14 protein-coding genes are annotated in these 21,254 nt (G+C 74.2%); 11 read left to right on the forward strand and 3 right to left on the reverse strand.

Annotation, left to right across the window (positions count from 1 at the left end; all coding sequences use genetic code 11):
* Positions 1–221 precede the first annotated feature (221 nt).
* The 4 genes from BLW85_RS23560 to BLW85_RS23575 all read left to right on the forward strand — a co-directional run bounded on the left by BLW85_RS23560 (position 222) and on the right by BLW85_RS23575 (position 8,543).
* On the forward strand, positions 222–2,225 hold the full coding sequence (locus tag BLW85_RS23560; RefSeq protein ID WP_107409166.1) for a serine/threonine-protein kinase: 2,004 nt from the start codon (positions 222–224) through the stop codon (positions 2,223–2,225).
* Positions 2,226–2,372: 147 nt separating this feature from the next.
* The gene (locus BLW85_RS23565; protein ID WP_074993030.1) at positions 2,373–4,781 is read left to right on the forward strand and encodes a protein kinase; all 2,409 of its coding nucleotides are present in this window, start codon (positions 2,373–2,375) and stop codon (positions 4,779–4,781) included.
* Between the two features lie 163 nt (positions 4,782–4,944).
* Positions 4,945–6,732 (forward strand): serine/threonine-protein kinase, encoded by a 1,788-nt coding sequence (locus BLW85_RS23570; protein ID WP_074993031.1) that lies wholly within the window; start codon positions 4,945–4,947, stop codon positions 6,730–6,732.
* Between the two features lie 125 nt (positions 6,733–6,857).
* The gene (locus tag BLW85_RS23575) at positions 6,858–8,543 is read left to right on the forward strand and encodes a serine/threonine-protein kinase (RefSeq protein WP_074993032.1); all 1,686 of its coding nucleotides are present in this window, start codon (positions 6,858–6,860) and stop codon (positions 8,541–8,543) included.
* Positions 8,544–8,769: 226 nt separating this feature from the next.
* On the opposite strand, the gene BLW85_RS23580 is transcribed toward BLW85_RS23575, so the two are convergent.
* Complete coding sequence (locus tag BLW85_RS23580) at positions 8,770–9,714, reverse strand: AraC family transcriptional regulator (protein ID WP_079172642.1); 945 nt, start codon at positions 9,712–9,714, stop codon at positions 8,770–8,772.
* Positions 9,715–9,794: 80 nt separating this feature from the next.
* On the opposite strand from BLW85_RS23580, the gene BLW85_RS23585 reads away from it, so the two are divergent.
* The 4 genes from BLW85_RS23585 to BLW85_RS23600 all read left to right on the forward strand — a co-directional run bounded on the left by BLW85_RS23585 (position 9,795) and on the right by BLW85_RS23600 (position 15,465).
* The gene (locus BLW85_RS23585) at positions 9,795–10,736 is read left to right on the forward strand and encodes an MBL fold metallo-hydrolase (protein ID WP_079172398.1); all 942 of its coding nucleotides are present in this window, start codon (positions 9,795–9,797) and stop codon (positions 10,734–10,736) included.
* A 46-nt stretch (positions 10,737–10,782) separates the two neighbouring features.
* Entirely contained in the window at positions 10,783–11,874 is a 1,092-nt protein-coding gene (locus tag BLW85_RS23590; protein WP_074993033.1) for a serine/threonine-protein kinase, read from the forward strand.
* A gap of 136 nt (positions 11,875–12,010) precedes the next feature.
* Positions 12,011–13,624 carry a succinic semialdehyde dehydrogenase gene (locus tag BLW85_RS23595; RefSeq protein WP_074993034.1) on the forward strand — a complete coding sequence of 538 codons (1,614 nt, stop codon included), beginning with the start codon at positions 12,011–12,013 and terminating at the stop codon, positions 13,622–13,624.
* Between the two features lie 44 nt (positions 13,625–13,668).
* The gene (locus BLW85_RS23600; RefSeq protein ID WP_074993035.1) at positions 13,669–15,465 is read left to right on the forward strand and encodes a GMC family oxidoreductase N-terminal domain-containing protein; all 1,797 of its coding nucleotides are present in this window, start codon (positions 13,669–13,671) and stop codon (positions 15,463–15,465) included.
* 572 nt (positions 15,466–16,037) lie between these two features.
* Here the strand turns inward: BLW85_RS23600 and BLW85_RS23605 are convergent.
* Positions 16,038–16,322, reverse strand: coding sequence for a chorismate mutase (locus BLW85_RS23605; protein WP_070026260.1), 285 nt, complete (start codon positions 16,320–16,322; stop codon positions 16,038–16,040).
* 311 nt (positions 16,323–16,633) lie between these two features.
* On the opposite strand from BLW85_RS23605, the gene guaA reads away from it, so the two are divergent.
* Entirely contained in the window at positions 16,634–18,208 is a 1,575-nt protein-coding gene (gene guaA / locus BLW85_RS23610) for a glutamine-hydrolyzing GMP synthase (protein ID WP_070026259.1), read from the forward strand.
* Between the two features lie 13 nt (positions 18,209–18,221).
* On the opposite strand, the gene BLW85_RS23615 is transcribed toward guaA, so the two are convergent.
* Positions 18,222–18,689, reverse strand: a complete 468-nt coding sequence (locus tag BLW85_RS23615; protein WP_074993036.1) for a pyridoxamine 5'-phosphate oxidase family protein — start codon at positions 18,687–18,689, stop codon at positions 18,222–18,224.
* A gap of 140 nt (positions 18,690–18,829) precedes the next feature.
* Here BLW85_RS23615 and BLW85_RS23620 point away from each other — a divergent pair, with 140 nt between their 5' ends.
* Both BLW85_RS23620 and BLW85_RS23625 read left to right on the forward strand, forming a co-directional pair.
* A complete protein-coding gene (locus BLW85_RS23620) occupies positions 18,830–19,624 on the forward strand; it encodes a class II aldolase/adducin family protein (RefSeq protein WP_074993037.1) in 795 nt (264 codons plus the stop codon).
* Between the two features lie 313 nt (positions 19,625–19,937).
* Positions 19,938–21,215 (forward strand): hypothetical protein, encoded by a 1,278-nt coding sequence (locus BLW85_RS23625; RefSeq protein WP_074993038.1) that lies wholly within the window; start codon positions 19,938–19,940, stop codon positions 21,213–21,215.
* Positions 21,216–21,254 lie beyond the last annotated feature (39 nt).

Genomic DNA, 21,254 nt, shown 5'->3' on the forward strand with positions numbered 1-21,254 from the left:
CCGGCCGCCCCTCGGCGGGGGCCGGGGCAGCGGTTTGGCCGGGTGTGCCCGAAGGGTCGGCACCCCGGGTCGCCGCTTTCTCACGGGCCGTCATCCCGCCGGGCGCGAGGGGCGCTTCGGTGGGCCCGGGGAGCGGGGCCGGGGAGGGCCCCAGGGCATCGACCACTTGCCGGGTGAGAGACAATGGAGGCTCTGTCAGGGCGGGTTGTATGAGGGGACGCATGTCGGAGGCGGAGCGGGCGGGGACATCTCGTCAGGAGACTCGTCAGGGCAAGAGCGGACGGCGTCTCCTCGCCGGGCGGTACCGGCTGGGAGACGTGCTGGGCCGCGGCGGCATGGGCACGGTCTGGCGCGCCGAGGACGAGACCCTGGGCCGGACGGTCGCCGTCAAGGAACTGCGGTTCCCGTCGAACATCGACGAGGAGGAGAAGCGGCGCCTGATCACGCGCACCCTGCGCGAGGCCAAGGCGATCGCCCGGATCCGCAACAACAGCGCGGTGACGGTCTTCGACGTGGTCGACGAGGACGACCGGCCCTGGATCGTCATGGAACTGGTGGAGGGCAAGTCCCTCGCCGAGGTCATCCGCGAGGACGGCGTGCTCAAGCCCCGGCGCGCCGCCGAGGTCGGCCTCGCCGTCCTGGACGTGCTGCGCTCCGCCCACCGCGAGGGCATCCTGCACCGGGACGTGAAGCCGTCCAACGTGCTCATCGCCGAGGACGGCCGGGTCGTCCTCACCGACTTCGGCATCGCCCAGGTCGAGGGCGACCCGTCCATCACCTCCACCGGCATGCTCGTCGGCGCCCCGTCCTACATCTCCCCGGAGCGCGCCCGCGGCCACAAGCCCGGACCGGCCGCCGACCTGTGGTCGCTCGGCGGTCTGCTGTACGCGGCGGTCGAGGGCGTGCCGCCGTACGACAAGGGTTCGGCGATCGCCACGCTCACCGCGGTGATGACCGAGCCGCTGGAGGAGCCCAAGAACGCGGGCCCGCTGCGGGACGTCATCTACGGCCTGCTCAGCAAGGACCCGGCCAAGCGGCTCGACGACGCCGGGGCCCGGGCGCTGCTGAACAAGGTGATCCACGCGCCCGAACCGGAGCCGCTGGACGCCACCCGCGTGGTGCCGCTGCCGGTGCAGCCCGACGGCGAGGGCAAGCGGGGCGAGGAGGCCGCGGAGAAGCTGCGCGGCGCGCTGCGCTCGGTCCGCAAGGCGGCGGGCGCGGCCGGCGCCGCGGCCACGGCCCGGCCGAAGAGCGGCGACGCGCCGGGGACGAAGGCCGGGGGCGGCCCGGCGGCCGGCAAGCCGGCCGGTGACCGTACGGCTCCCGGGGACGCGGCCGCCGGCCGTACCGCGCCCACGGCCCCGGCCGCCGGCGGCAGCCGCCCGGGTGCCGCCGTGCCCGGCCCCGGAGCGCACGGCCCGGCCAACTCCGGTCCCGCGAAGGCCGGTTCGGGATGGCCCGTGATGCCGCCGCCGGACCTGGACCTGCCGCCGCGGCAGGCGCCGAGGGCACCGCTGACCGACGTGGTGCCCAGACGGACGCTGGTGATCGTCGCCGTGGTGGTCGCCCTCGCGGTGCTCGGCACCGTCCTGGCCCTCGCGTTCAGCGGCGACGACAAGGACGACAAGGGTGCCGCCAAGACCCCGGCCGGGGCCGGCGCCTCCGCCGGGCACAGCCAGGGCAAGGAGCCGGACGGCGGCACCCGTACGGACGGCGGGAGTTCCACGCCCGCCGGTACCGCGGCCGCGCCCGGCACCGCGGCGAGCACCACCGCCGACGCGAGCGGGAGCGCGCCCGCCGTCTCCACCCGCAAGGGCGGCCAGGGGTATGCGATCGGGCTGCCCAAGGGCTGGTCGTACCGGTCCCACGGGGCCGCGGGCGACCGCTACACCGGGCCCGACGGGCAGAAGCTGCTCGTCGCCTGGACCGGCACGCCCAAGGACGACCCGGTGGCGGACTGGAAGAACCAGGAGCGCTACATGGTGCGCTCGCAGTACCACAAGGTCCGGATAGAGAAGGTGGATTACCGCGGCTGGAACACGGCCGACTGGGAGTTCACCTACGTCGACGGCGGCACCGAGTACCGCACGATCGACCGCGGCTTCGTGGTGAACGGCCATCTCGGGTACGCGCTGATGTACACCGCGAAGGCCGGCGAGTGGGACGGCGACCTGCGCAAGGACACGTGGAAGACCCTGACCGGGTCCTTCCGGCCCAAGTCCTAGGCGGGGCACGGCGGATCGTGGCCCGTTCGAAGCCGCATCGAGGCTTGTTCGAGGCCTGATAATCCGTCATCCGCACCGTGCGGGTTGCCTCCGGCACGTATCGTGAATGGTTGCGGACCGTACGAAGCCGGGGGAGGGGGAGGCGGAATGGACGACTACGCGGGCCGGGTGCTGGCCGACCGCTACCGCCTGCCGCTGCCGCCGTCCGACGCGTACGAACTCACCGAGACCCGCGCCTTCGACACCTACAGCGGGCAGGAAGTGCTGGTCCGGCAGGTTCCGCTGCCCGAGGTCGTCGAGGCGGAGGTGCTCGACGCGGAGGGGCTGCCCGAGGGGTTCACGGCGCGCGGGCGCGGGACGCGTCCCGCACCGGGCGCGGGCGCCGCGACCCGGCAGCCCGCCGATCCCGCGGTGCGGCGCGCCGTCGAGGCCGCGCAGGCGGCGGCCGCCGTCCCCGACCACCCGCGCCTCGACCAGGTGTTCGACGTGTTCGCCGAGGGCGGCTCGCTGTGGATCGTCAGCGAGTGGGTGGCCGCCCGCCCGCTGTCCGCGCTGCTCGCCGAGCGGCCGCTCACGCCGTACCGGGCGGCCGAGGTCGCCTCCGACGTGCTCATGGCGCTCCGGGTGCTGCACGCCCACGGCTGGGTGCACCGCAACGTCACCGCCCGCACCGTCCTCGTCTGCGACGACGGCCGCGTCCTGCTGACCGGCCTCGCCTCCGGCGCGGCGGAGGAGGCGCTGTGCGGCTACGACCCGGTCCCGGGCCGCGAGGACGACACGGAGGTCTCCCCGGAGCGGCCCGGGGACCGGAACCCGGCTCGGGACGGCGGACTCCCCGGCGGCGGCGCGGCCGCGCCCGGTGCCGTGGACGCCGAGGCCGCGCGCCGGGCCGCCATCCAGGCGCGGGCGTCCGGCGGCACCGGGGTCCCCGGCACCGCGCCCGCCGGACCCGGCGGGCCGGGCGGGCCCGCTCCGGTGGCGCGGCAGGCGCTGGAGAGCGGCGCGGACATCCGCGCCGCGCGGGCCGGCGCCATCGCCGCGTACCGGGCGGGCGCCCGCGCCGCGGCCCGGGTGCAGGAGGCCCGGCAGGACGGACGCGCCGCGCTGCCGGGTGCCCGGCGGCCCGCCGAGGACGGCACCGGCCCGGCCGGGGACGACGGCACGGCGCAGTCCCCGTACCCCGCCGCCCCGCCCGGCCTCACCACCGACCCCTACGGGGTGCACGGCGGCACACCGGACGTCGCCCGGCGCGACCTGGAACCCGCCCGCCGGCAGGCCCCCGCCCCCGTGCCCGCCGTCCCCCCGCACACCGGCGCCGGCTGGGACCACGCGGGTCCCGCCGCCGGTCGCCGGCCCGCCGGCGCGCTCGCCGCCGAACGGGCGCGGCAGGCACGGATGGCGGTGGTCGGACCGGTGGCCGAGCGGTGGGCGCCGGAGCAGGCCGGGCCCGTGCACGAGAACTGGCAGCTGGCGGCGCCGGTCGGACCCGCCACCGATCTGTGGGCGCTGGGCGCGCTGCTGTTCCGGGCGGTGCAGGGACACGCGCCCTACCCCGAGGAGTCCACCGCCGAACTGGTGCAGCTGGTGTGCGCCGAGCCGCCCGCGTACGCCGAGGAGTGCGGACCGCTGCGGCCGGTCGTGGAGTCGCTGCTGCGCCAGGACCCCACCGAACGGCCGGACTTCGAGGAGCTGAACGGCTGGCTGCGCTCGCTGGTGCGCTCCGCGCCCGAGCCGGAGGCCGGTACCCGGGTCGTGCCGGTCCCGCCCGCCGACCCGCGCCGGCTGCCGATCGTGCGGCGCCGCGGCGAACTGGTGCGCCGCCGCCGGGCCCGGCTGCCCGAGAACCATCCGCACGGGCGACACAAGCGGGACCGCGAGGAGGCGGGTTCGCCGCGCCGGCTCGGCCGGGTCCTGCTTCTGCTGATCCTCCTGCTGCTGGCCGGAGCGGTCGCGTACGCGATGCTGTTCATGCCGAAGCAGCACGCGCACAGCGGGGCACCGGGCGGCGCGGACCGCACCACCGGGCAGCCGTCGCCCGCGCCCTCGCGCACCCAGGGCAGCCCGTCCGCCACCGAGACCCAGAACGGCGGCGCCTCCTCCGTCCCCGACGGCTTCACCCTGCGCAAGGACCCCGAGGGCTTCGAGATCGCCGTGGCCAGGGGCTGGACCCGCGCGCCGAAGAACGGCAGCGGCGAAGTCGTCTACGGTCGGGGCGACTTCGAGCTGATGGTCGTACCCGGGCGGGACGGCGCCGCGTCGTACGGCAGCGACCCGATGGCCTATCAGCGGGACAAGGAACGCGAACTCCAGCCGTACCGCGACTCCAGCTGGGCCACCGCCACCGGGCTGCGCACCATAGAGGTGGGCGGACGGACCATGGCCGAGGGGCAGTTCACCTGGACCGACGGACAGGGCCGGGACCTGTTCGTGCGCAACATGGCGATCCTCCTGAACGGCCGTTACCACGTCCTCCAGGTCCGCGGCCCGGACGCCGACCGGGACGAGGTGACACGGCTGTACGAGGAAGCTACCGCGACGTACCGCTACACCGGTTGAGCAAGGCGTACACAACTGCCCTGTCCCGGCGCGCCGGTTCCCCTTCTGGCGCGGAAATGACCATCGTCACAGTGCGGTTTCCAACGGACCCCGCTTGTTCCCCCCGAACGGGCCGGTCCTTAGTCTGACCCTGACAAGAGCATTGCGGGGCAACGTGAATCAGATGCAGGGCCTGCTCATAGCGGGCCGCTACCGGCTCGTCGACTCCATCGGCAGCGGCGGCATGGGCCGGGTGTGGCGCGCGCACGACGAGGTGCTGCACCGGACGGTCGCCGTCAAGGAGTTGACCGCGGCGCTCTACGTCCCCGACAGCGAGCAGGCCGTGCTGCTGGCCCGCACCCGGGCCGAGGCGCGGGCCGCCGCGCGCATCAACCACTCCGCCGTCGTCACCGTGCACGACGTCCTCGAACACGACGGCCGCCCCTGGATCGTGATGGAGCTGGTCGAGGGCAACTCGCTGGCCGACGAGGTCAAGGAGCGGGGGCGGGTGGAGCCCCGGGAGGCGGCCCGCATCGGGATGTGGGTGCTGCGGGCGCTGCGCGCGGCGCACTCCGCCGGGGTACTGCACCGGGACGTCAAGCCTGGCAACGTTCTCCTCGGCCGGGACGGCCGGGTGCTGCTCACCGACTTCGGCATCGCCCAGATCGAGGGCGACTCCACCATCACCCGCACCGGAGAGGTCGTCGGCTCGGTCGACTACCTCGCGCCCGAGCGGGTGCGCGGCCACGACCCCGGTCCCGCCTCCGATCTGTGGGCGCTCGGCGCCACGCTGTACACGGCGGTCGAGGGGCGCTCGCCGTTCCGCCGCACCTCCCCGCTGAGCACCATGCAGGCGGTCGTCGAGGAGAACGCCGAGGAGCCGCGGCACGCCGGGGCGCTCGGCCCGGTCATCGCCGCGCTGCTGCACAAGGACCCGGCCCAGCGGCCGGGCGCGGAGGAGGCCGAGCAGATGCTCGCCGAGGCCGCGGAGGGCCGGAGGCCGCACAGCGCCCAGGCGTTCGTGCCGACCCAGGGCTCGGGCCTGCACGGGCCGGACTCGGGCGCGCACGGGCCGGGCACGGGTGCGCACGGGACCGGTCCGGGTGCACAGGGTCCCGGTCCGGGCGGGCCCGGGACGGGAGCACCGGCCGGGAGCACCGCGGTGTACGGCTCCGGCACGAACGCCCATGGCCACGGCGCCGGTTCCACGGCCCCCGGCTACGGTCACGCGGCCGGCGGGGTGACGCCCGTGGGCCCCACGACGGTGGGCCCGGCGCCGGCGCACACCGGCGGACGGCCGGTGCGTCCCCGGCGCCGGCTGCGGACGCTCGCGCTCGTCGTCGCCGTCGCGGCCGTGCTCGGCGGCGGTGCGGCGGTGGGCTTCCAGCAGTGGAACGACGCGCGGAACGACAGCGCGACGTCCGGCGATCCCGCCCCGGCGCCGACGTCCTCGGCGAGCCCCGGCGACCGGCCGGGCCCGGACGGCACCGTCCCGGACAGCTGGGAGACCCACCACGACCCGCTCGGCTTCAGCATCTCCCTGCCCAAGGGGTGGAAGCGGAAGGTCTACGGCATCAACGGCCCGCTGAAGCAGATCGACTACACCCCGGACGGCGGCAAGCACTTCGTCCGCATATCCATCGACTCCTCACCGGACTTCGCCGATCCCTACGAGCACCAGGCGGACCTGGAGCAGCAGCTGCAACGGCTGGTCGACTACCGGCGCGTGACCATGAAGCGGAACGTCTACCGCGACCGCAAGGGCTCGCTGTGGGAGTACACCTGGACCGCGTTGCAGAAGGACCCGCCCTATGTGCCGGGCCCGCGGCACGCCGTCGAGGAGACGTACTTCGGCCGGGAGGGCGCCGAGTACGCCATCTACATGTCCGGCCCCGCCGCCGACTGGCCCAAGACCGCCAAGCAGTTCAAGTGGGTCCTCCAGAGCTGGCAGCAGCCGAACCCGACGAGCTGACGGGAGACCCTGGGCCGAACGGGTGCGCTTTGCGACTGGAACGGCTGAAAACGAGTCGCTGAGCGGTGGGTCTTGGCCGGTCGGAGCCACGGAGCGGGTGGGTCCGGTGCGGCATGATGGGCCCCATGGGGACCGAGGGCGCCGACTTCCGGGTGATCGCCGGCCGTTACCGCCTGGAGGCGCGTATCGGGCGCGGTGGCATGGGCGTCGTGTGGCGGGCGAGCGATCAGCTGCTGGGCCGGCTGGTCGCGGTCAAGGAACTCCTCGCGGACGACTCGCTCCCCGAGGACGACGTCCGGCGCCGCCGCGACCGCACCCTCCGGGAGGCCCGCGCGCTCGCCCAGCTGCGGCACCCGCACATCATCGTCGTGCACGACGTGGTCGAGCAGGACGAACGCCCTTACCTGGTCATGGAGTTGATCGACGGCTGCTCGCTCGCCGACCGGATCGCCCGGCACGGCCCGGTGACCCCGGTGGAGGCCGCCCGCATCGGGATCGCCCTGCTCGGCGCGCTGCACACCGCGCACGAGGCCGGGGTGCTGCACCGGGACATCAAGCCCGCGAACGTGCTGATCGAGACCGCCACCGACCGGGTCGTCCTCACCGACTTCGGCATCGCCCAGGTCTCGGGCGCCACCACGCTCACCGAGACCGGCTCCTTCGTCGGCTCGCCCGAGTACACCGCCCCGGAGCGGATGTCCGGGGTGCGCACCGGCCCGGAGTCCGACCTGTGGTCGCTGGGCGCGCTGCTGTGCACGGCGCTCAGCGGCGAGTCGCCGTTCCGGCGCGACTCGCTCGGCGGCATCCTGCACGCCGTGGTCGCCGCGGAGATCCGCCCGCCCGCCCAGGCCGAGCCGCTGCTGCCCGTCGTACGGGGCCTGCTGGAGCGCGACCCGGACCTCCGGCTCGGCGCGCAGGCGGCCGAGCGGATGCTGCGCGTGTACCTGGAGACCGGGCACACCCCGCAGACCCCGGAGGCGGTGGGCGCACCGCGCGGGCACCGGCTCGGGATGGGCCGCACACCGAGGACCGTGCCCGCGCCGGAGCCCACGGCCCGCCCCGGCGTGTCCGGCCCGCCGCCCGGCGCGCCCGGGCCCGCCACCGAGCCGGTGCCCGCGCGGTCGTCGACACGCGGGCTGCTGGTGGTGGCGCTGCTCGTCGCCGCACTGGCGGGCGCGGGCGTCTCGGCCGCGACACTGCTGCTCAACCGGCACGAAGGCGGGGGCGGCGGCAACCCGGGCGGTACGGCGACGACCCCGTCGACCGGCACCGGCACGAGCCGTGCCCCGTCGCCCTCGGCCGGACAGAGCGCGACCCCCTCCGCCCCGGGCCCCACCGGCACCGCCTCGACCGGGGTGCGCGGCGCGCCCTCCGGTTACCGCACGGCCCGGGACCCGGCCGGCTTCTCGCTCGCCGTGCCGCGGGAGTTCACCCGCAGCCCGCAGGGCGAGCGGGTGTTCTACCTCTCGCCGGAGGGGACGTACCGCCTCGGCGTCAAGGTCTCCACCGCCCAGCCCGGCGGCCCGCAGGCGGTGATGAGGACGCAGGCGGCCGACGGGACCGTGTCCAATCCCGGGTACCACGACGGCCGGGTCACCCGCACCACGCACGCCGGGCACCCCGCCGCCCTCTGGGAGTTCACCTGGAACGGCTACAGCGCGGCGGAGGGTCCGCGGCACACCTACGACCTGTGCTGGGAGGAGTCCGGCCGGCTGTACGACGTCTGGGTGTCGGCACCGGTGGGGAAGGTGCGCGAGGCACGGGAGTACTTCGACGTCGCGCTGGACACCTTCACGCCCGGCGGTTCCTGAACCGGCGCCCGTCACGGTTCCGTGGCCGGTGCCGTCCCCCGATGCGGTGGGGGTGCGGCGGCCCGGCCGGGGCGGTGGAGCACGAGGGCGCGCCGAGGGGGCGCCCGGCCGCCTTCCCGAACGGGAACGCGCCGACGCCGTCGAGGGGACGAGCCGCGGAGCGGTGACGCGGCCCTTCGCCCGTCTCGGTCACCCGGACCAGGGGAGTTCGCGAACCGGTCGTCGGTCAGCCGGGCGAGGGCGACGTCACCGCCGGCGCCGGCGCCGGGAGTGCGTCGCGGAACCGGGCGTCCGGCGCGGGCCCCGAGCGGGCGTCCGGAAGCGGGGGAGCCGCGAGCGCCCGGTACCGGCCCGGGGTGACGCCGAACTCCCGGCTGAAGGCGTGCGAGAGGGCGTACGGGCTGCCGTAACCCGTCTCGCGGGCCACCGTCGCGAGCGGCACGTCGGACGCGCGCAGCCGGGCCGCCGCCAGCGTCAGCCGCCACCAGGTGAGGTAGGCCATCGGCGGGCGGCCGACCAGGGCGGTGAAGCGGCGGGCCAGGGTGGCGCGGGAGACACCCGCCGCGGCGGCCAGCCCCTCGGCCGTCCAGGGCGCCGCCGGATCGGCGTGCAGCGCCCGCAGCGCGGCCGTGGTCACCGGGTCGGACAGCACCGCCGGCCACGCGCCGGTGTGCGCCCGGCTCATCCAGGCGCGGACCAGGTAGACCAGCAGCAGGTCCAGCAGGTCCAGCAGGCTCGGCAGGGCCAGTCCGCCGCCCGGCCGCTGCTCGTCCAGTTCCCGCGCCAACAGGTCGATGGCGGCGCGCAGTTCGGGATGCTCGCCGACCCGGTGCGGCAGGTGCACCACCTGCGGCAGCTCCGCCATCAGGGGATGCGTACGGCTGCGGTCGAGCCGGTACTTGCCGCACAGCAGCTCGACCTCGCAGCCGTCGCCCGCGCTCATCAGGGCGTGCCCCGAACCGTGCGGGAGCAGCACCACGTCCCCCGGGCCCAGGGTCACCGCAGCGCCGTCCCCGTCCCGCAGCAGCCGGCAGGTCCCGCGCAGGACGACATGGAAACCGGCCCCCTCGTACGGCGGCAGCCGCACGTGCCAGTCGCCGTCCACCGAGAGCCGGTCCGAGGAGGGGCTGCCCACCCGCACCGCCGAGATCGCGTCGCTCACCACGTCCATGCCCTCCATGAGACGCCCGCGTATCCACATGAGCAAGGAGCGCATTGGAACGCTCATGCCGGGTTCCTAGCGTCACAGGCATGGCGAACGACGACGCGCAGGACGCGGCAGAGGCGCACGAGGTGCGGGAAGAGACGCGGAAGTACGTGATCGGCGAGGTCGAGGTGGTGCGGATCGTCGAGCGGCAGGGGCCCCTCCTGCCCGCCCGGCGGCTGGTGCCCGACTGCGGACCGCGGGTGTGGCGGGAGCACGCGGCCGGGCTGGCGCCCCGGTACTGGGAGCCCGGCACGGACAGGGCGGTGCTGGCGATCCAGACCTGGGTGGTGCGCAGCGGCGGCCGGACGGTGCTGATCGACACCGGGGTGGGCCGGGACCGGGAACGGCCCGGCAACCCGCTCTTCCACCGGCAGCCGGGCGACCTCCCCGGGCGGCTGCGGCGCGCCGGGGTGGACCCGGCCGAGGTCGACCTCGTCGTGAACACCCACATCCACGGCGACCACGTCGGCTGGAACACCCACGACGTGGCCGGCACGTGGGTGCCCACCTTCCCGAACGCCCGCTATCTGATCCCGGCCGCCGACGACCGCCACTTCGGCCCCGAGGGCGGCTACGCGGGCGGGGCCCGGGTGGACGACCGGCTGCTCTACGAGGACAGCGTCGCGCCCGTGCACCGGGCCGGACAGGCCGTCGTGTGGGAGGGCGAGTACCGCATCGACGGGCAGCTCGCTCTGGAGGCCGCCCCCGGGCACACCCCGGGCTCGTCCGTGCTCCGGGTCGCCTCCCGCGGTGAACACGCCGTGTTCGTGGGCGACATGCTGCACAGCCCGGTGCAGATCCTGCGGCCCGAGTGCGCCAGCTGCTTCTGCCTGGACCCGGTCCGGGCAGCCGTGAGCAGGCGGCGGGTGCTGCAACGGGCGGCCGCGGAACGGGCGTTGGTGATCCCCGCGCACTTCCCCGGCACCGGTGCCGTCGAAGTCCGGACGGAGAACGGCGGGTTCGCGCTGCGGCGGTGGGCGGCCTGACCGTTCCGCTTCGACAACGGCGTGCCGAGCGGGGTACTGATGGGGCATGGCTGAAGACGGCGCACACCCGCCCGGCGCACGGCTGATCGGCGGGCGCTACCGGCTGACCGACCGGCTCGGCACCGGCCCCACCGGGACCGTGTGGCGGGCCTGGGACGAGGACGCGGAGGGACACGGCCGCGTCGCCGTCAAGGAACCCCTGCTGCCCGGCGACCCGGCCGGGGACGAGGAGAGCGGCCGGCTCGCCCACCGCCTCTACCGGGAGGCCCGCGCCGCGACCCGCGTGCGACATCCCTGCGCCGTCACCGTGTACGACGTCGTCACCGAGGCCGGTGTGCCCTGGATCGTGATGGAGCTGGTGGAGGGCGAGTCCCTGGCCGCGGCCCTGCGCCGCGGACCGCTGCCGCCCGCCGAGGCCGCCCGCATCGGGCTCGCCGTCCTCGGCGCCCTGCGCGCCGCGCACGCCGTCGGCATCGTGCACCGCGACCTCAAGCCGGCCAACGTGCTGCTGGAGTCCGGCACCGGCCGGGTCGTCCTCACCGACTTCGGCATAGGCGACGGGCCCGCGGGGGACGCGCCCGCCGGTTTCACCGCGCCCGAGCGCGCGGCGGGCCCGGGTGCGGGACCGGCCTCCGACCTGTGGAGTCTGGGCGCCCTGCTGCGCACCGCCGTCGGCGACGCGGACCCCGGCCCGCTCGGCCCCCTCCTGGACCGGCTGCTCGCCGAGCAGCCGGAGGCCCGGCCCGGCGCGGAACAGGTGGCGTGGGCGCTGCGGGAGTACCTGGGAGCGGGGGACGAGCCGGACGCCATGGAGGCACACGGCGCGGACGCGGCGGAGGCCACGGGCGGGCCGGGCGGCACGGCTGTGCGGGAGGTCCCGGGCGGGCCGGAGGTCCCGGGCGCGCCGGAGGTCCCGGGCGTACCGGGCGCCGCGGACACCCCGGAGACCGGCGACGCACCGGACACCGTGAGCGCGCCGCCGGAGGGGCCGCCCGGGGCCGAGTCGCGGACGCAACCCCCGACCGAGCCCCGGCCCGGTCCCCTGCGCCGTCTCGTCCCCGACCTCGCGGCGCCCCGCCGCCGCACCCCCCTCGCCGCCCTCGGTCTCTTCCTCGCGAAAAAACCCGGCGACGACTGATCGGCCGGGTGTTCGAGCGGGCAACGCCCTGATCAGGGCAATCGCTGCCAGTGATCGCTGGCAGTGTGTGTGCAGTCGGTGAATCCCCGTTACCGACGGGTACACAAAGCCTGTGCCGGGGCATACCCTGCGCCTCATGACGGACACGCAGGCCCCGGAGATCGCCGGTACCAACCCCCTCGCCCCCGCCCCCGAGGGCGCCCGCACCGCCGCCGACGTGGTCACCCCTGCGCTGGTGGCCCGGCTGACCAAGGGCGTCACCGGTTCCGGCCGGACCGCCAACCACACGCCGTTCACCGGTGAGAAGCTGGCCGACCTGCCGGAGTCCACGCCCGAGGACGTGCTGGAGGCCTTCGAGGCGGCCCGGGTCGCCCAGGCCGTCTGGGAGCGGACCCCGGTACGGCAGCGGGCCGCCGTCCTGCTGCGCTTCCACGACCTGCTCCTGGAGCGTCAGGCCGAGGTCCTCGACCTGGTCCAGCTGGAGACGGGCAAGGCCCGGCTGCACGCCCACGAGGAGGTGCTGGCCGTCGCCGTCGCGGCCCGCCACTACGGCCGCAAGGCCCCCTCCTACCTGCGCGCCAAGCGGCACACGGGCGCCGTGCCGACCCTCACGAAGGCCACCGAGCTGCGCCACCCGCGCGGGGTCGTCGGCCAGATCGCCCCCTGGAACTACCCCCTGGAGCTGTCCGTCGGCGACGCGCTGCCCGCCTTCGTCGCGGGCAACGCCGTGGTGATGAAGCCGGACACCGAGACCTGCCTGACCGCCCTGTGGGCCCGGGACCTGCTGATCGAGGCCGGGCTGCCCGAGGGCGTCTTCCAGGTCGTCCTCGGCGAAGGCCCCGTCGTGGGCCCCGAGTTGGTCAAGCACGCCGACTACGTCTCCTTCACCGGCTCCACCCGCACCGGCCGCGAGGTCGCCCAGGGTGCCGCCGCCCGGCTGGTCGGCGTCTCCCTCGAACTCGGCGGCAAGAACGCCATGCTGGTGCTGGACGACGCCGACATCGAGAAGGCCGCCGCCGGCGCCGTCCGCGCCTGCTTCTCCTCGGCCGGCCAACTCTGCATCTCCATCGAGCGCTTGTACGTCCACGAGTCGATCGCCGACGCCTTCCTTGAGCGCTTCGCCGCCCGCACCAAGGCCATGCGGCTCGGCAACTCCCTCGCCTACGGCGCCGAGATGGGGTCCCTGGTCGGCGAGCGCCAGCTGAAGAACGTCGAACGGCACGTGCGGGAGGCCGTCGAGAAGGGCGCCACGGTGGTCGCGGGCGGTGTCGCCCGGCCCGACATCGGCCCCTTCTTCTTCGAGCCCACCATCCTCGACGGCGTCGAGGGGTCCATGGCGGTCTGCGAGGAGGAGACCTTCGGCCCGGTCGTCTCCGTCTACCGCTTCTCGTCCGACGACGAGGCCGTCGAGCGCGCCAACGCCACGCCCTACGGCCTCAACTCCTCCGTCTGGACGACCGATGCCCGCCGCGGCCGGGACATCGCGGCCCGCCTGCGCACCGGCACGGTCAACGTCAACGAGGGCTACGCGCCCGCCTACGGCAGCGTCCAGTCCCCGATGGGCGGCATGAAGGACTCCGGGCTCGGCCGCCGCCACGGATCCGAGGGCATCCTCAAGTACACCGAGGCCCAGACGGTCGCCCAGCAGCGGCTGCTGCCGATGGCGCCCTCGCTGGGCATGACGGACGAGGGCTACGCCCGCTTCATGACCACGAGCCTGCGGCTGCTCAAGGCGTTCCGTTTCCGCTAGAAGACCCGGTCCCCGCTGAGATCCGTTCCCGACGAGGAGTGCATGTGGCGCAGTCGCAGGAGAAGAACGACGGGTACGACTACGACGTCATCGTGGTCGGGTCGGGGTTCGGCGGGTCCGTGTCGGCCCTGCGCCTGACCGAGAAGGGCTACAGGGTGGGCGTCCTGGAGGCCGGCCGCCGCTTCACCCGGGAGTCGCTGCCGAAGAACTCCTGGGACCTGAAGAACTACCTGTGGGCCCCGAAACTCGGCATGTACGGCATCCAGCGCATCCATCTGCTGGGCAATGTGATGGTGCTGGCCGGCGCGGGTGTCGGCGGTGGTTCGCTCAACTACGCCAACACCCTCTACGTGCCGCCGAAGGCGTTCTTCGACGACCCCCAGTGGAAGGACATCACCGACTGGCAGGAGGAGCTGCGGCCGTACTACGACCAGGCCCGGCGCATGCTCGGGGTGCGGCTCAACCCCACCATGACCCCCTCCGACGTCCATCTCGAGGCGGCGGCCCGGCGGATGGGCGTCGGTGACACCTTCCACCTCGCGCCGGTGGGCGTCTTCTTCGGGGACGGCAAGGACGCGGACGGCACCGCGAAGGCCGCGCCCGGACAGCGGGTGCCCGACCCGTACTTCGGCGGGGCGGGCCCGGAGCGCAACGCCTGCACCGAGTGCGGCGAGTGCATGACCGGCTGCCGGCACGGCGCCAAGAACACCCTGAACGAGAACTACCTCCACCTCGCCCAGAAGGCGGGCGCGGTGGTCCACCCGATGACCACCGTGGTGTCCGTCACCGACGACTCGCGCGGCGGCTACGCGGTGGCCACCCTGCCGACCGACCGGAAGAAGAAGGGCGAGGGACGGGTCTTCACGGCGCGCCGGGTCGTCCTCGCGGCCGGCACCTACGGCACCCAGACGCTGCTGCACCGCATGCGGACCGGCGGCCAACTGCCGTACCTGTCCAAGCGGCTGGGTGATCTGACCCGCACGAACTCCGAGGCGCTGGTGGGCGCGCAGACCCTCGACCGCCGTTACCGCAAGGTGCACGGCGCGGCGCGGGCCGACTTCACCCGGGGCGTCGCGATCACCTCGTCGATCCACCCAGACGAGAACACCCACATCGAGCCCGTCCGCTACGGCAAGGGCTCCAACGCCATGGGCGGTCTGTCCATCCTCCAGGTGCCGTACGCCGAGGGCTCCTCCCGGGCGCTGGGCTGGCTGGCGAACGCGGCCCGGCACCCGGTGCTCGTCCTGCGCTCCCTGTCCAACCGGCGCTGGTCGGAGCGGACCATCATCGGTCTGGTGATGCAGTCCCTGGACAACTCGCTGACGACGTACCTGAAGCCCGACGGCGTCGGCAAGGGCCTGCTCACCGCCCGGCAGGGGCACGGCTCGCCCAACCCCAAGCAGATCCGCGCCGCCACCGAGGCCGCCACCGCGCTCGCGGCCGAGATCAACGGTTTCCCGGGCAGCAACGTGGGCGAGCTGATGGGGACCCCGCTCACCGCGCACTTCCTGGGCGGCTGCCCCATCGGCGACTCGGCCGAGACCGGCGTGATCGACCCCTACCACCGCCTGTACGGGCATCCCGGCATCTCGGTCGTGGACGGCGCCGCGGTCTCGGCGAACCTGGGCGTCAACCCCTCGCTGACGATCACCGCGCAGGCCGAGCGGGCCATGTCCTTCTGGCCGAACAAGGGCGAGGAGGACCCGCGGCCGGCGCCGGGGGCGGCGTACGAGCGGCTGGCGCCGGTGGAGCCGCGGTCGCCGGCGGTGCCGGCGGAGGCCTTCGGCGCGCTGAGGCTGCCGTTCCTCGGGGTGCCGACGGTGCCGCCGAAGCCGGAGTAGCCACCGGCGTGTGACCCGGATCACAGCTGTTTCCGGGGTGGCGGCGCAACCCTCCGGCGCCGTGACAGATCAAACCAGCTGCCGGATCAAGAAGACGGTAATGAGGGACCTGCCTTCGGAGGGGGATGCAGGTCCCTCTTCGCGTCCGGTGGAGTCCGGAGGATCCCCGTGGGGTCCCGTGCGTCGGGGTGGGGTCCGGTGAAGGGGTGCTGTGGTGCCGCGCGGCACGCGGGACGTGCGTACCGCCGGCCGGCCCCGGGCGTCCCCGGAGCCGGCCTCTCTTGGTGACCGGGCTGCTGTCCCCTGCCGTCCGGTCACTTCCCTGGAGCGAGGTCCCACGGCGCACGGCACGACCCGTACGCCTCATCGCTCCAGCGAGCCACGCGTGGTTCTGTCGGGCCCGCCCCTGGCTGGCACGGACACCCCGCTAACGAAGCGGCACACGGACCGGTCACGCGCCGTACGGGTGAGACGGCCGTCGAACGCGAATCCGATTGTCGGACGGGTCGGCTGTACCGGTCGGGGGTGGCCGGGCGGGCTCGGTCGGGTCGTTGTCTCGGCCGGCGCGTGGGTCAGATGCGCCCCCGGCACAGCTCCAGCAGGGTCATGGCGAGCGCGGTGCCGGGCCTGCCCAGCGCGTCCCGGTAGCGGGCGAGGATCTCCATCTCGCGGTTGAGGCTGACCCGCCGTCCGCCGCCGGCGATACGGGTCCGCTGGACCACGTCGGAGACCGCCATCCGCTCCTGGACGAGACCGATGATCCGGTCGTCCAGCGCGTCGATGCGCTCCCGCGCGGCGGCGATGGTCGCCTCGGGGGTCTCGGTCCCGGTGGTCTCTTCCGGTGTGGTGGTGCTCATGTCGGGGGCTCCTGATCGTGAAGGGGGAGCCCCGGAACGACGTGACCCGGAAAAACGACAGGCGCCCCGGGCCTTGTCGGCCCGGGGCGCCTGGGAAGTCGCTCGGCGTTTCGCTAAGCAGCACGACCATGGCAACCGGCGGGCCGGGTGCCATAGGTAAAGACGAAGGTCGCGTGCTGAAGCATGCGGCCAGTATGCCACGGCCGGTGCGATGGCTCCTGCCGCGGCCGGTGGCGCTCGGCGGAAGGCTTTCCGGCCACACCGTTAGACTCGTAGTACAGACCCCCGCCCGGACCACCAGAAGGCACCCCGTGTCATCAGCGACTCCCACTGCCCCCGACACCGTCCTGGTCGTCGACTTCGGTGCGCAGTACGCCCAGCTCATCGCCCGTCGCGTCCGCGAGGCGCGGGTCTACAGCGAGATCGTGCCGAGCACCATGCCGGTCCAGGAGATGCTCGCCAAGAAGCCCGCGGCGATCATCCTCTCCGGCGGCCCCTCGTCGGTCTACGAGGAGGGCGCGCCCAGCCTCGACCGCGCGATCTTCGAGGCCGGCGTCCCCGTCTTCGGCATGTGCTACGGCTTCCAGCTGATGGCGCGCGCCCTCGGCGGCACCGTCGACAACACCGGCGCCCGTGAGTACGGCCGCACCGACCTGCACGTCTCCAAGACGTCCTCCACCCTCTTCGAGGGCACCCCGGCCGAGCAGCAGGTCTGGATGTCGCACGGCGACGCCTGCTCCGCCGCCCCCGAGGGCTTCACGGTCACCGCGTCCACCGACCTGGTCCCGGTCGCCGCGTTCGAGAACGACGAGAAGAAGCTCTACGGCGTCCAGCACCACCCCGAGGTCATGCACTCCACGCACGGCCAGCAGGTGCTCGAGCACTTCCTGTACCGCGGCGCGGGCCTCAAGCCGACCTGGACCACGGGCAACGTGATCGAGGAGCAGGTCGAGGCCATCCGCGAGCTGGTCGGCGACAAGCGCGCGATCTGCGGCCTGTCCGGCGGTGTGGACTCCGCGGTGGCCGCCGCCCTGGTGCAGAAGGCCATCGGCTCCCAGCTGACCTGCGTGTACGTCGACCACGGCCTGATGCGCAAGGGCGAGACCGAGCAGGTCGAGAAGGACTTCGTCGCGGCCACCGGCGTCCAGCTGAAGGTCGTCGACGCCGAGGAGCGCTTCCTGAACGCCCTCGCCGGGGTCAGCGACCCCGAGGAGAAGCGCAAGATCATCGGCCGCGAGTTCATCCGCGTCTTCGAGCAGGCGCAGGCCGAGATCATCGCCGACGAGGGCCCGGCCGTGGAGTTCCTGGTCCAGGGCACCCTGTACCCGGACGTGGTCGAGTCCGGCGGCGGCACCGGCACCGCCAACATCAAGTCGCACCACAACGTCGGCGGCCTGCCCGAGGACCTCGAGTTCAAGCTGGTCGAGCCGCTGCGCAAGCTGTTCAAGGACGAGGTCCGGATGGTCGGCCAGGAGCTCGGCCTGCCCGAGGAGATCGTCCAGCGCCAGCCGTTCCCGGGCCCGGGCCTCGGCATCCGCATCGTCGGCGAGGTGACGAAGGAGCGTCTGGATCTGCTCCGCGAGGCCGACGCCATCGCCCGCGAGGAGCTGACCGCGGCCGGCCTCGACCGCGACATCTGGCAGTGCCCGGTGGTCCTGCTCGCCGATGTGCGCAGCGTGGGCGTCCAGGGCGACGGCCGCACCTACGGTCACCCGATCGTGCTGCGCCCGGTCTCCTCCGAGGACGCCATGACCGCCGACTGGTCCCGGCTGCCCTACGACGTCCTCTCCCGCATCTCGACCCGCATCACCAACGAGGTCCGGGACGTCAACCGCGTCGTCCTCGACGTCACCTCCAAGCCGCCGGGCACCATCGAGTGGGAGTGATCCCCGGCAGTTCCTAGGTCCGCCGGAGAGTCCGCACCGGCTCTTCGGGCTTCCAGACCTGGACGACCAGATACCGGTCGTCCTCGACAAAGGTCCTCACGACCTCCGTCAACTCGGTGCGGAAGAGGTGGAACGGCTCCGGCGGTTCCACCTCTTTCACATATCCGTCCTTGACCGGCCCCGCCCCGACCTCGTACGCCCGCCCGCTGATCCGCACGTCCCCGCCGGCCATCCCGGTGCCCTCGCCCGGATTGGCGTGCAGCGCGAAGCGCGGATCGCGCAGCAGGTCGCGGGCCTTTCGCGAGTCCGGCATCATCCCGAGCCAGAGCCCGCCGTCGTGGAACCGCACCTCCAGACCGGAAAGGCGCGCGGAGCCGTCGGGGCGGACGGTGGCGAGGACGTGGTGCCGGAAGGCGCCGAAGCGCTCCCGCGCGGTGCGTGCGAGGGCCGGTTCGGCCGCGGTGAAGTCTGCCCAGTTCATACCGGCCGAGTGTGCCGCCCAATCCCGACATCTCCTGTCGCCCTTCTCATCTGCGCGCCATCTTTACGGAACAGCCCTGCCCTTTTGCGTCCACCGGCGGTAACTTCCGCCCGTACCGCACTACCAGCGCTGGAGGACCTATGCCCGGGCCCACCCCGCCGCTGCCGCTGCCCACCGACCAGCTGCAGTTCGCCATGCCGCCGATGCACGACTCGGTCGAGGACGAGCGCCGGTACCGCAAGGAACGGCTCGCCGGAGCCCTGCGGATCTTCGGGCGCCAGGGGTTCGAGGACGGCGTCTCCGGCCACATAACCGCCCGCGACCCCGAGTTCACCGACTGCTTCTGGGTCAACCCCTTCGGGATGCCGTTCGGGCACGTCACCGTCAGCGACCTGGTCCTCGCCAATCAGGACGGGCAGGTCGTCGAGGGCCGCTACCACGTCAACCAGGCCGCCTTCACCGTGCACGCCCAGGTCCACGCCGCACGCCCGGACGTCGTCGCCGTCGCCCACTGCCACTCCGTGCACGGCCGCGCCCTCGCCGCGCTCGGCGAACTCATCGATCCCATCACCCAGGAGAGCTGCGCCTTCTACGAGGACGCCGCCCTCTACGACGCCTACACCGGGGTCACCGTCGATGCCGAGGAGGGCCGCCGGATCGCGTCCGCGCTCGGCTCCCGCAAGGCGCTCGTGCTGCGCAACCACGGGCTGCTCACCGTCGGCGGCTCGGTGGACGCGGCGGCCTGGTGGTTCCTGTCCATGGACCGCTCCTGCCAGGTGCAGCTGCTGGCCCGGGCCGCCGGTCGGCCGGTGCTCATCGACCACAAACTCGCCGCCGCCACCCGCGAACAACTCGGCGGCGACCTGGTCGCGTGGATCAACTACCAGCCCCTGTGGCAGCGGATCACCCGCACCGAACCGGACTTGCTCGGCTGAACCAGGGGGCGAGGGGGCCAGGGAGCGAGGGGCGAGGAGGCCATGGGGTGGGGGCCGGACGCCGGGCGCGGTGGCACTGGTTGTGCCGGTGCCGGTTGTGCCGGTGCCGGTTGTGTCGGTCCCCCCCCGTGTCGGCACCGGTCGTGTCAACACCATGGACCGTTGTTCACCCGTATGACCCGCCCGGCGGCCCCCGGCCGTTCCCGGTAGGGCACAATTCGCTGTCGACGTACGGGAGTTGCACGGCGGCGGGACGGCTCACCGAGGGGCCGGCGGTCGTGCCGCGAAGTCGTGGGGAAGGCGGGCGTCGGACGTGGCGGTGCAGGAGGCCAGAGGGGCGGATGCCGAGGGCGTCCACGAGGGCGGCTGCGGCTGCGGCGACTGTCCGCACGGCGCCCGTGAGGGACACCGGCGTGCCGTCGCCGCTTTCCTGCGGCGGCGCGACGAGTTCGCGGCCGGGCAGGGCCTGCCCGCGGCCGTCGCGCACTCGGCCTCGGCGTCGCGGCAGTGGGTCTCCGAGGAGCTGACCCAGCGGGCGGAGGCCGTCGCCGAACGCGGCCGCGCCGAGGGCGAGATGTGGCTCGCCCGGTTGTGGCTGCGGACGCTGTGCGTGGTGTGGGGCGCGTTCGTCGCCCTGCTGCTCGGCGAGGCACTGACCGCGATCGGGGCCGGCTGGACCAGCGCCCGTACCGCCGCCCTGCTCGCCGCCCTCCTGGTGGCCGGGGCGCTGAGTGCCGCCTGCTGGTTCCACCGGGCGCGCGGCGGCGCGCTCGCCCCGGTGATCGGCGAGGACCATCGCATGTCCACCTCCCGTTCCGTCGCCGCCTGCTGGGTGCTGTTCCTCGGGTACGCCGTCCTGCTGCTGGCGGCCCGCCTGGCCGCCGCCTCCGACCACACCGAGCGCGACGCGCTGATCTCGGGCCTCGATCTCGCCCGTGGCGCCGGTGTGGCGACCGTCCTCGCCGTGGTCTGCGGCATCGCCGTCCTGGTCCGCCGGGTGGTGAGCCTGCGCATCCTCGCCCAGCGGCTGCAGAAGGTGCCCGCCCACCGCCCGCGCGCCGCCGACCTGCTCACCGACGACTCCGGCCGGGGCGCCTTCACCGACATCCAGTACGTCGCCATCAGCGCCGTCGCCCTGGCCTTCGCCGCCGTCCGCCTCGCCCGGCGCCCCGACCGACTGCCCGACCTGCCCTGGGGCCTCGCGGTCGTCGTCCTGATCTCGGCCGCCACCTATCTCGCCGGCAAGTACGCGGAGGGCGGCCGGCCGGCCATCCTCTCCGTGGTCCGTGCCCGTGAACCCGGCGACCTGGACGGCCCGATCCGCACCGGCGACGACATCGAGATCCGCGGCACCGGCTTCGTCCCGCCCGGAGCGCAGACCGCCGAACGCCTCTCCCGCATGGTCGTCCGCATCGGCGCCGTCGACGTCCACGTACCGCTCGTCCCGGTCACCGGAGGCTTCCGCAACCCCACGGACACCGTCCTGACCGTCCCCGTGCCGGCCGACGTCGAGCCCGGCTCGCTGGAGGTCCAGGTGGTGACCGCGGCCGGAGTGCCGACCAACCGCTACACGGTCCAGATCACCGAGTGAGCGTCCTCCGCTCGCGATCCTCCTCTCATACGAAAGCCT

Origin of the sequence: Streptomyces misionensis, from assembly GCF_900104815.1 — a bacterium.
GTDB lineage: Bacteria > Actinomycetota > Actinomycetes > Streptomycetales > Streptomycetaceae > Streptomyces > Streptomyces misionensis.

Coding starts and splice junctions, on each gene's coding strand:
- BLW85_RS23560 (WP_107409166.1), top strand. CDS start 222: ATGTCGGAGGCGGAGCGGGCGGGGACATCTCGTCAGGAGACTCGTCAG.
- BLW85_RS23615 (WP_074993036.1), bottom strand. CDS start 18,689: ATGAACTGGGCAGACTTCACCGCGGCCGAACCGGCCCTCGCACGCACC.
- BLW85_RS23580 (WP_079172642.1), bottom strand. CDS start 9,714: ATGGACGTGGTGAGCGACGCGATCTCGGCGGTGCGGGTGGGCAGCCCC.
- BLW85_RS23570 (WP_074993031.1), top strand. CDS start 4,945: ATGCAGGGCCTGCTCATAGCGGGCCGCTACCGGCTCGTCGACTCCATC.
- BLW85_RS23605 (WP_070026260.1), bottom strand. CDS start 16,322: ATGAGCACCACCACACCGGAAGAGACCACCGGGACCGAGACCCCCGAG.
- BLW85_RS23575 (WP_074993032.1), top strand. CDS start 6,858: ATGGGGACCGAGGGCGCCGACTTCCGGGTGATCGCCGGCCGTTACCGC.
- BLW85_RS23620 (WP_074993037.1), top strand. CDS start 18,830: ATGCCCGGGCCCACCCCGCCGCTGCCGCTGCCCACCGACCAGCTGCAG.
- BLW85_RS23590 (WP_074993033.1), top strand. CDS start 10,783: ATGGCTGAAGACGGCGCACACCCGCCCGGCGCACGGCTGATCGGCGGG.
- BLW85_RS23585 (WP_079172398.1), top strand. CDS start 9,795: ATGGCGAACGACGACGCGCAGGACGCGGCAGAGGCGCACGAGGTGCGG.
- BLW85_RS23595 (WP_074993034.1), top strand. CDS start 12,011: ATGACGGACACGCAGGCCCCGGAGATCGCCGGTACCAACCCCCTCGCC.
- BLW85_RS23565 (WP_074993030.1), top strand. CDS start 2,373: ATGGACGACTACGCGGGCCGGGTGCTGGCCGACCGCTACCGCCTGCCG.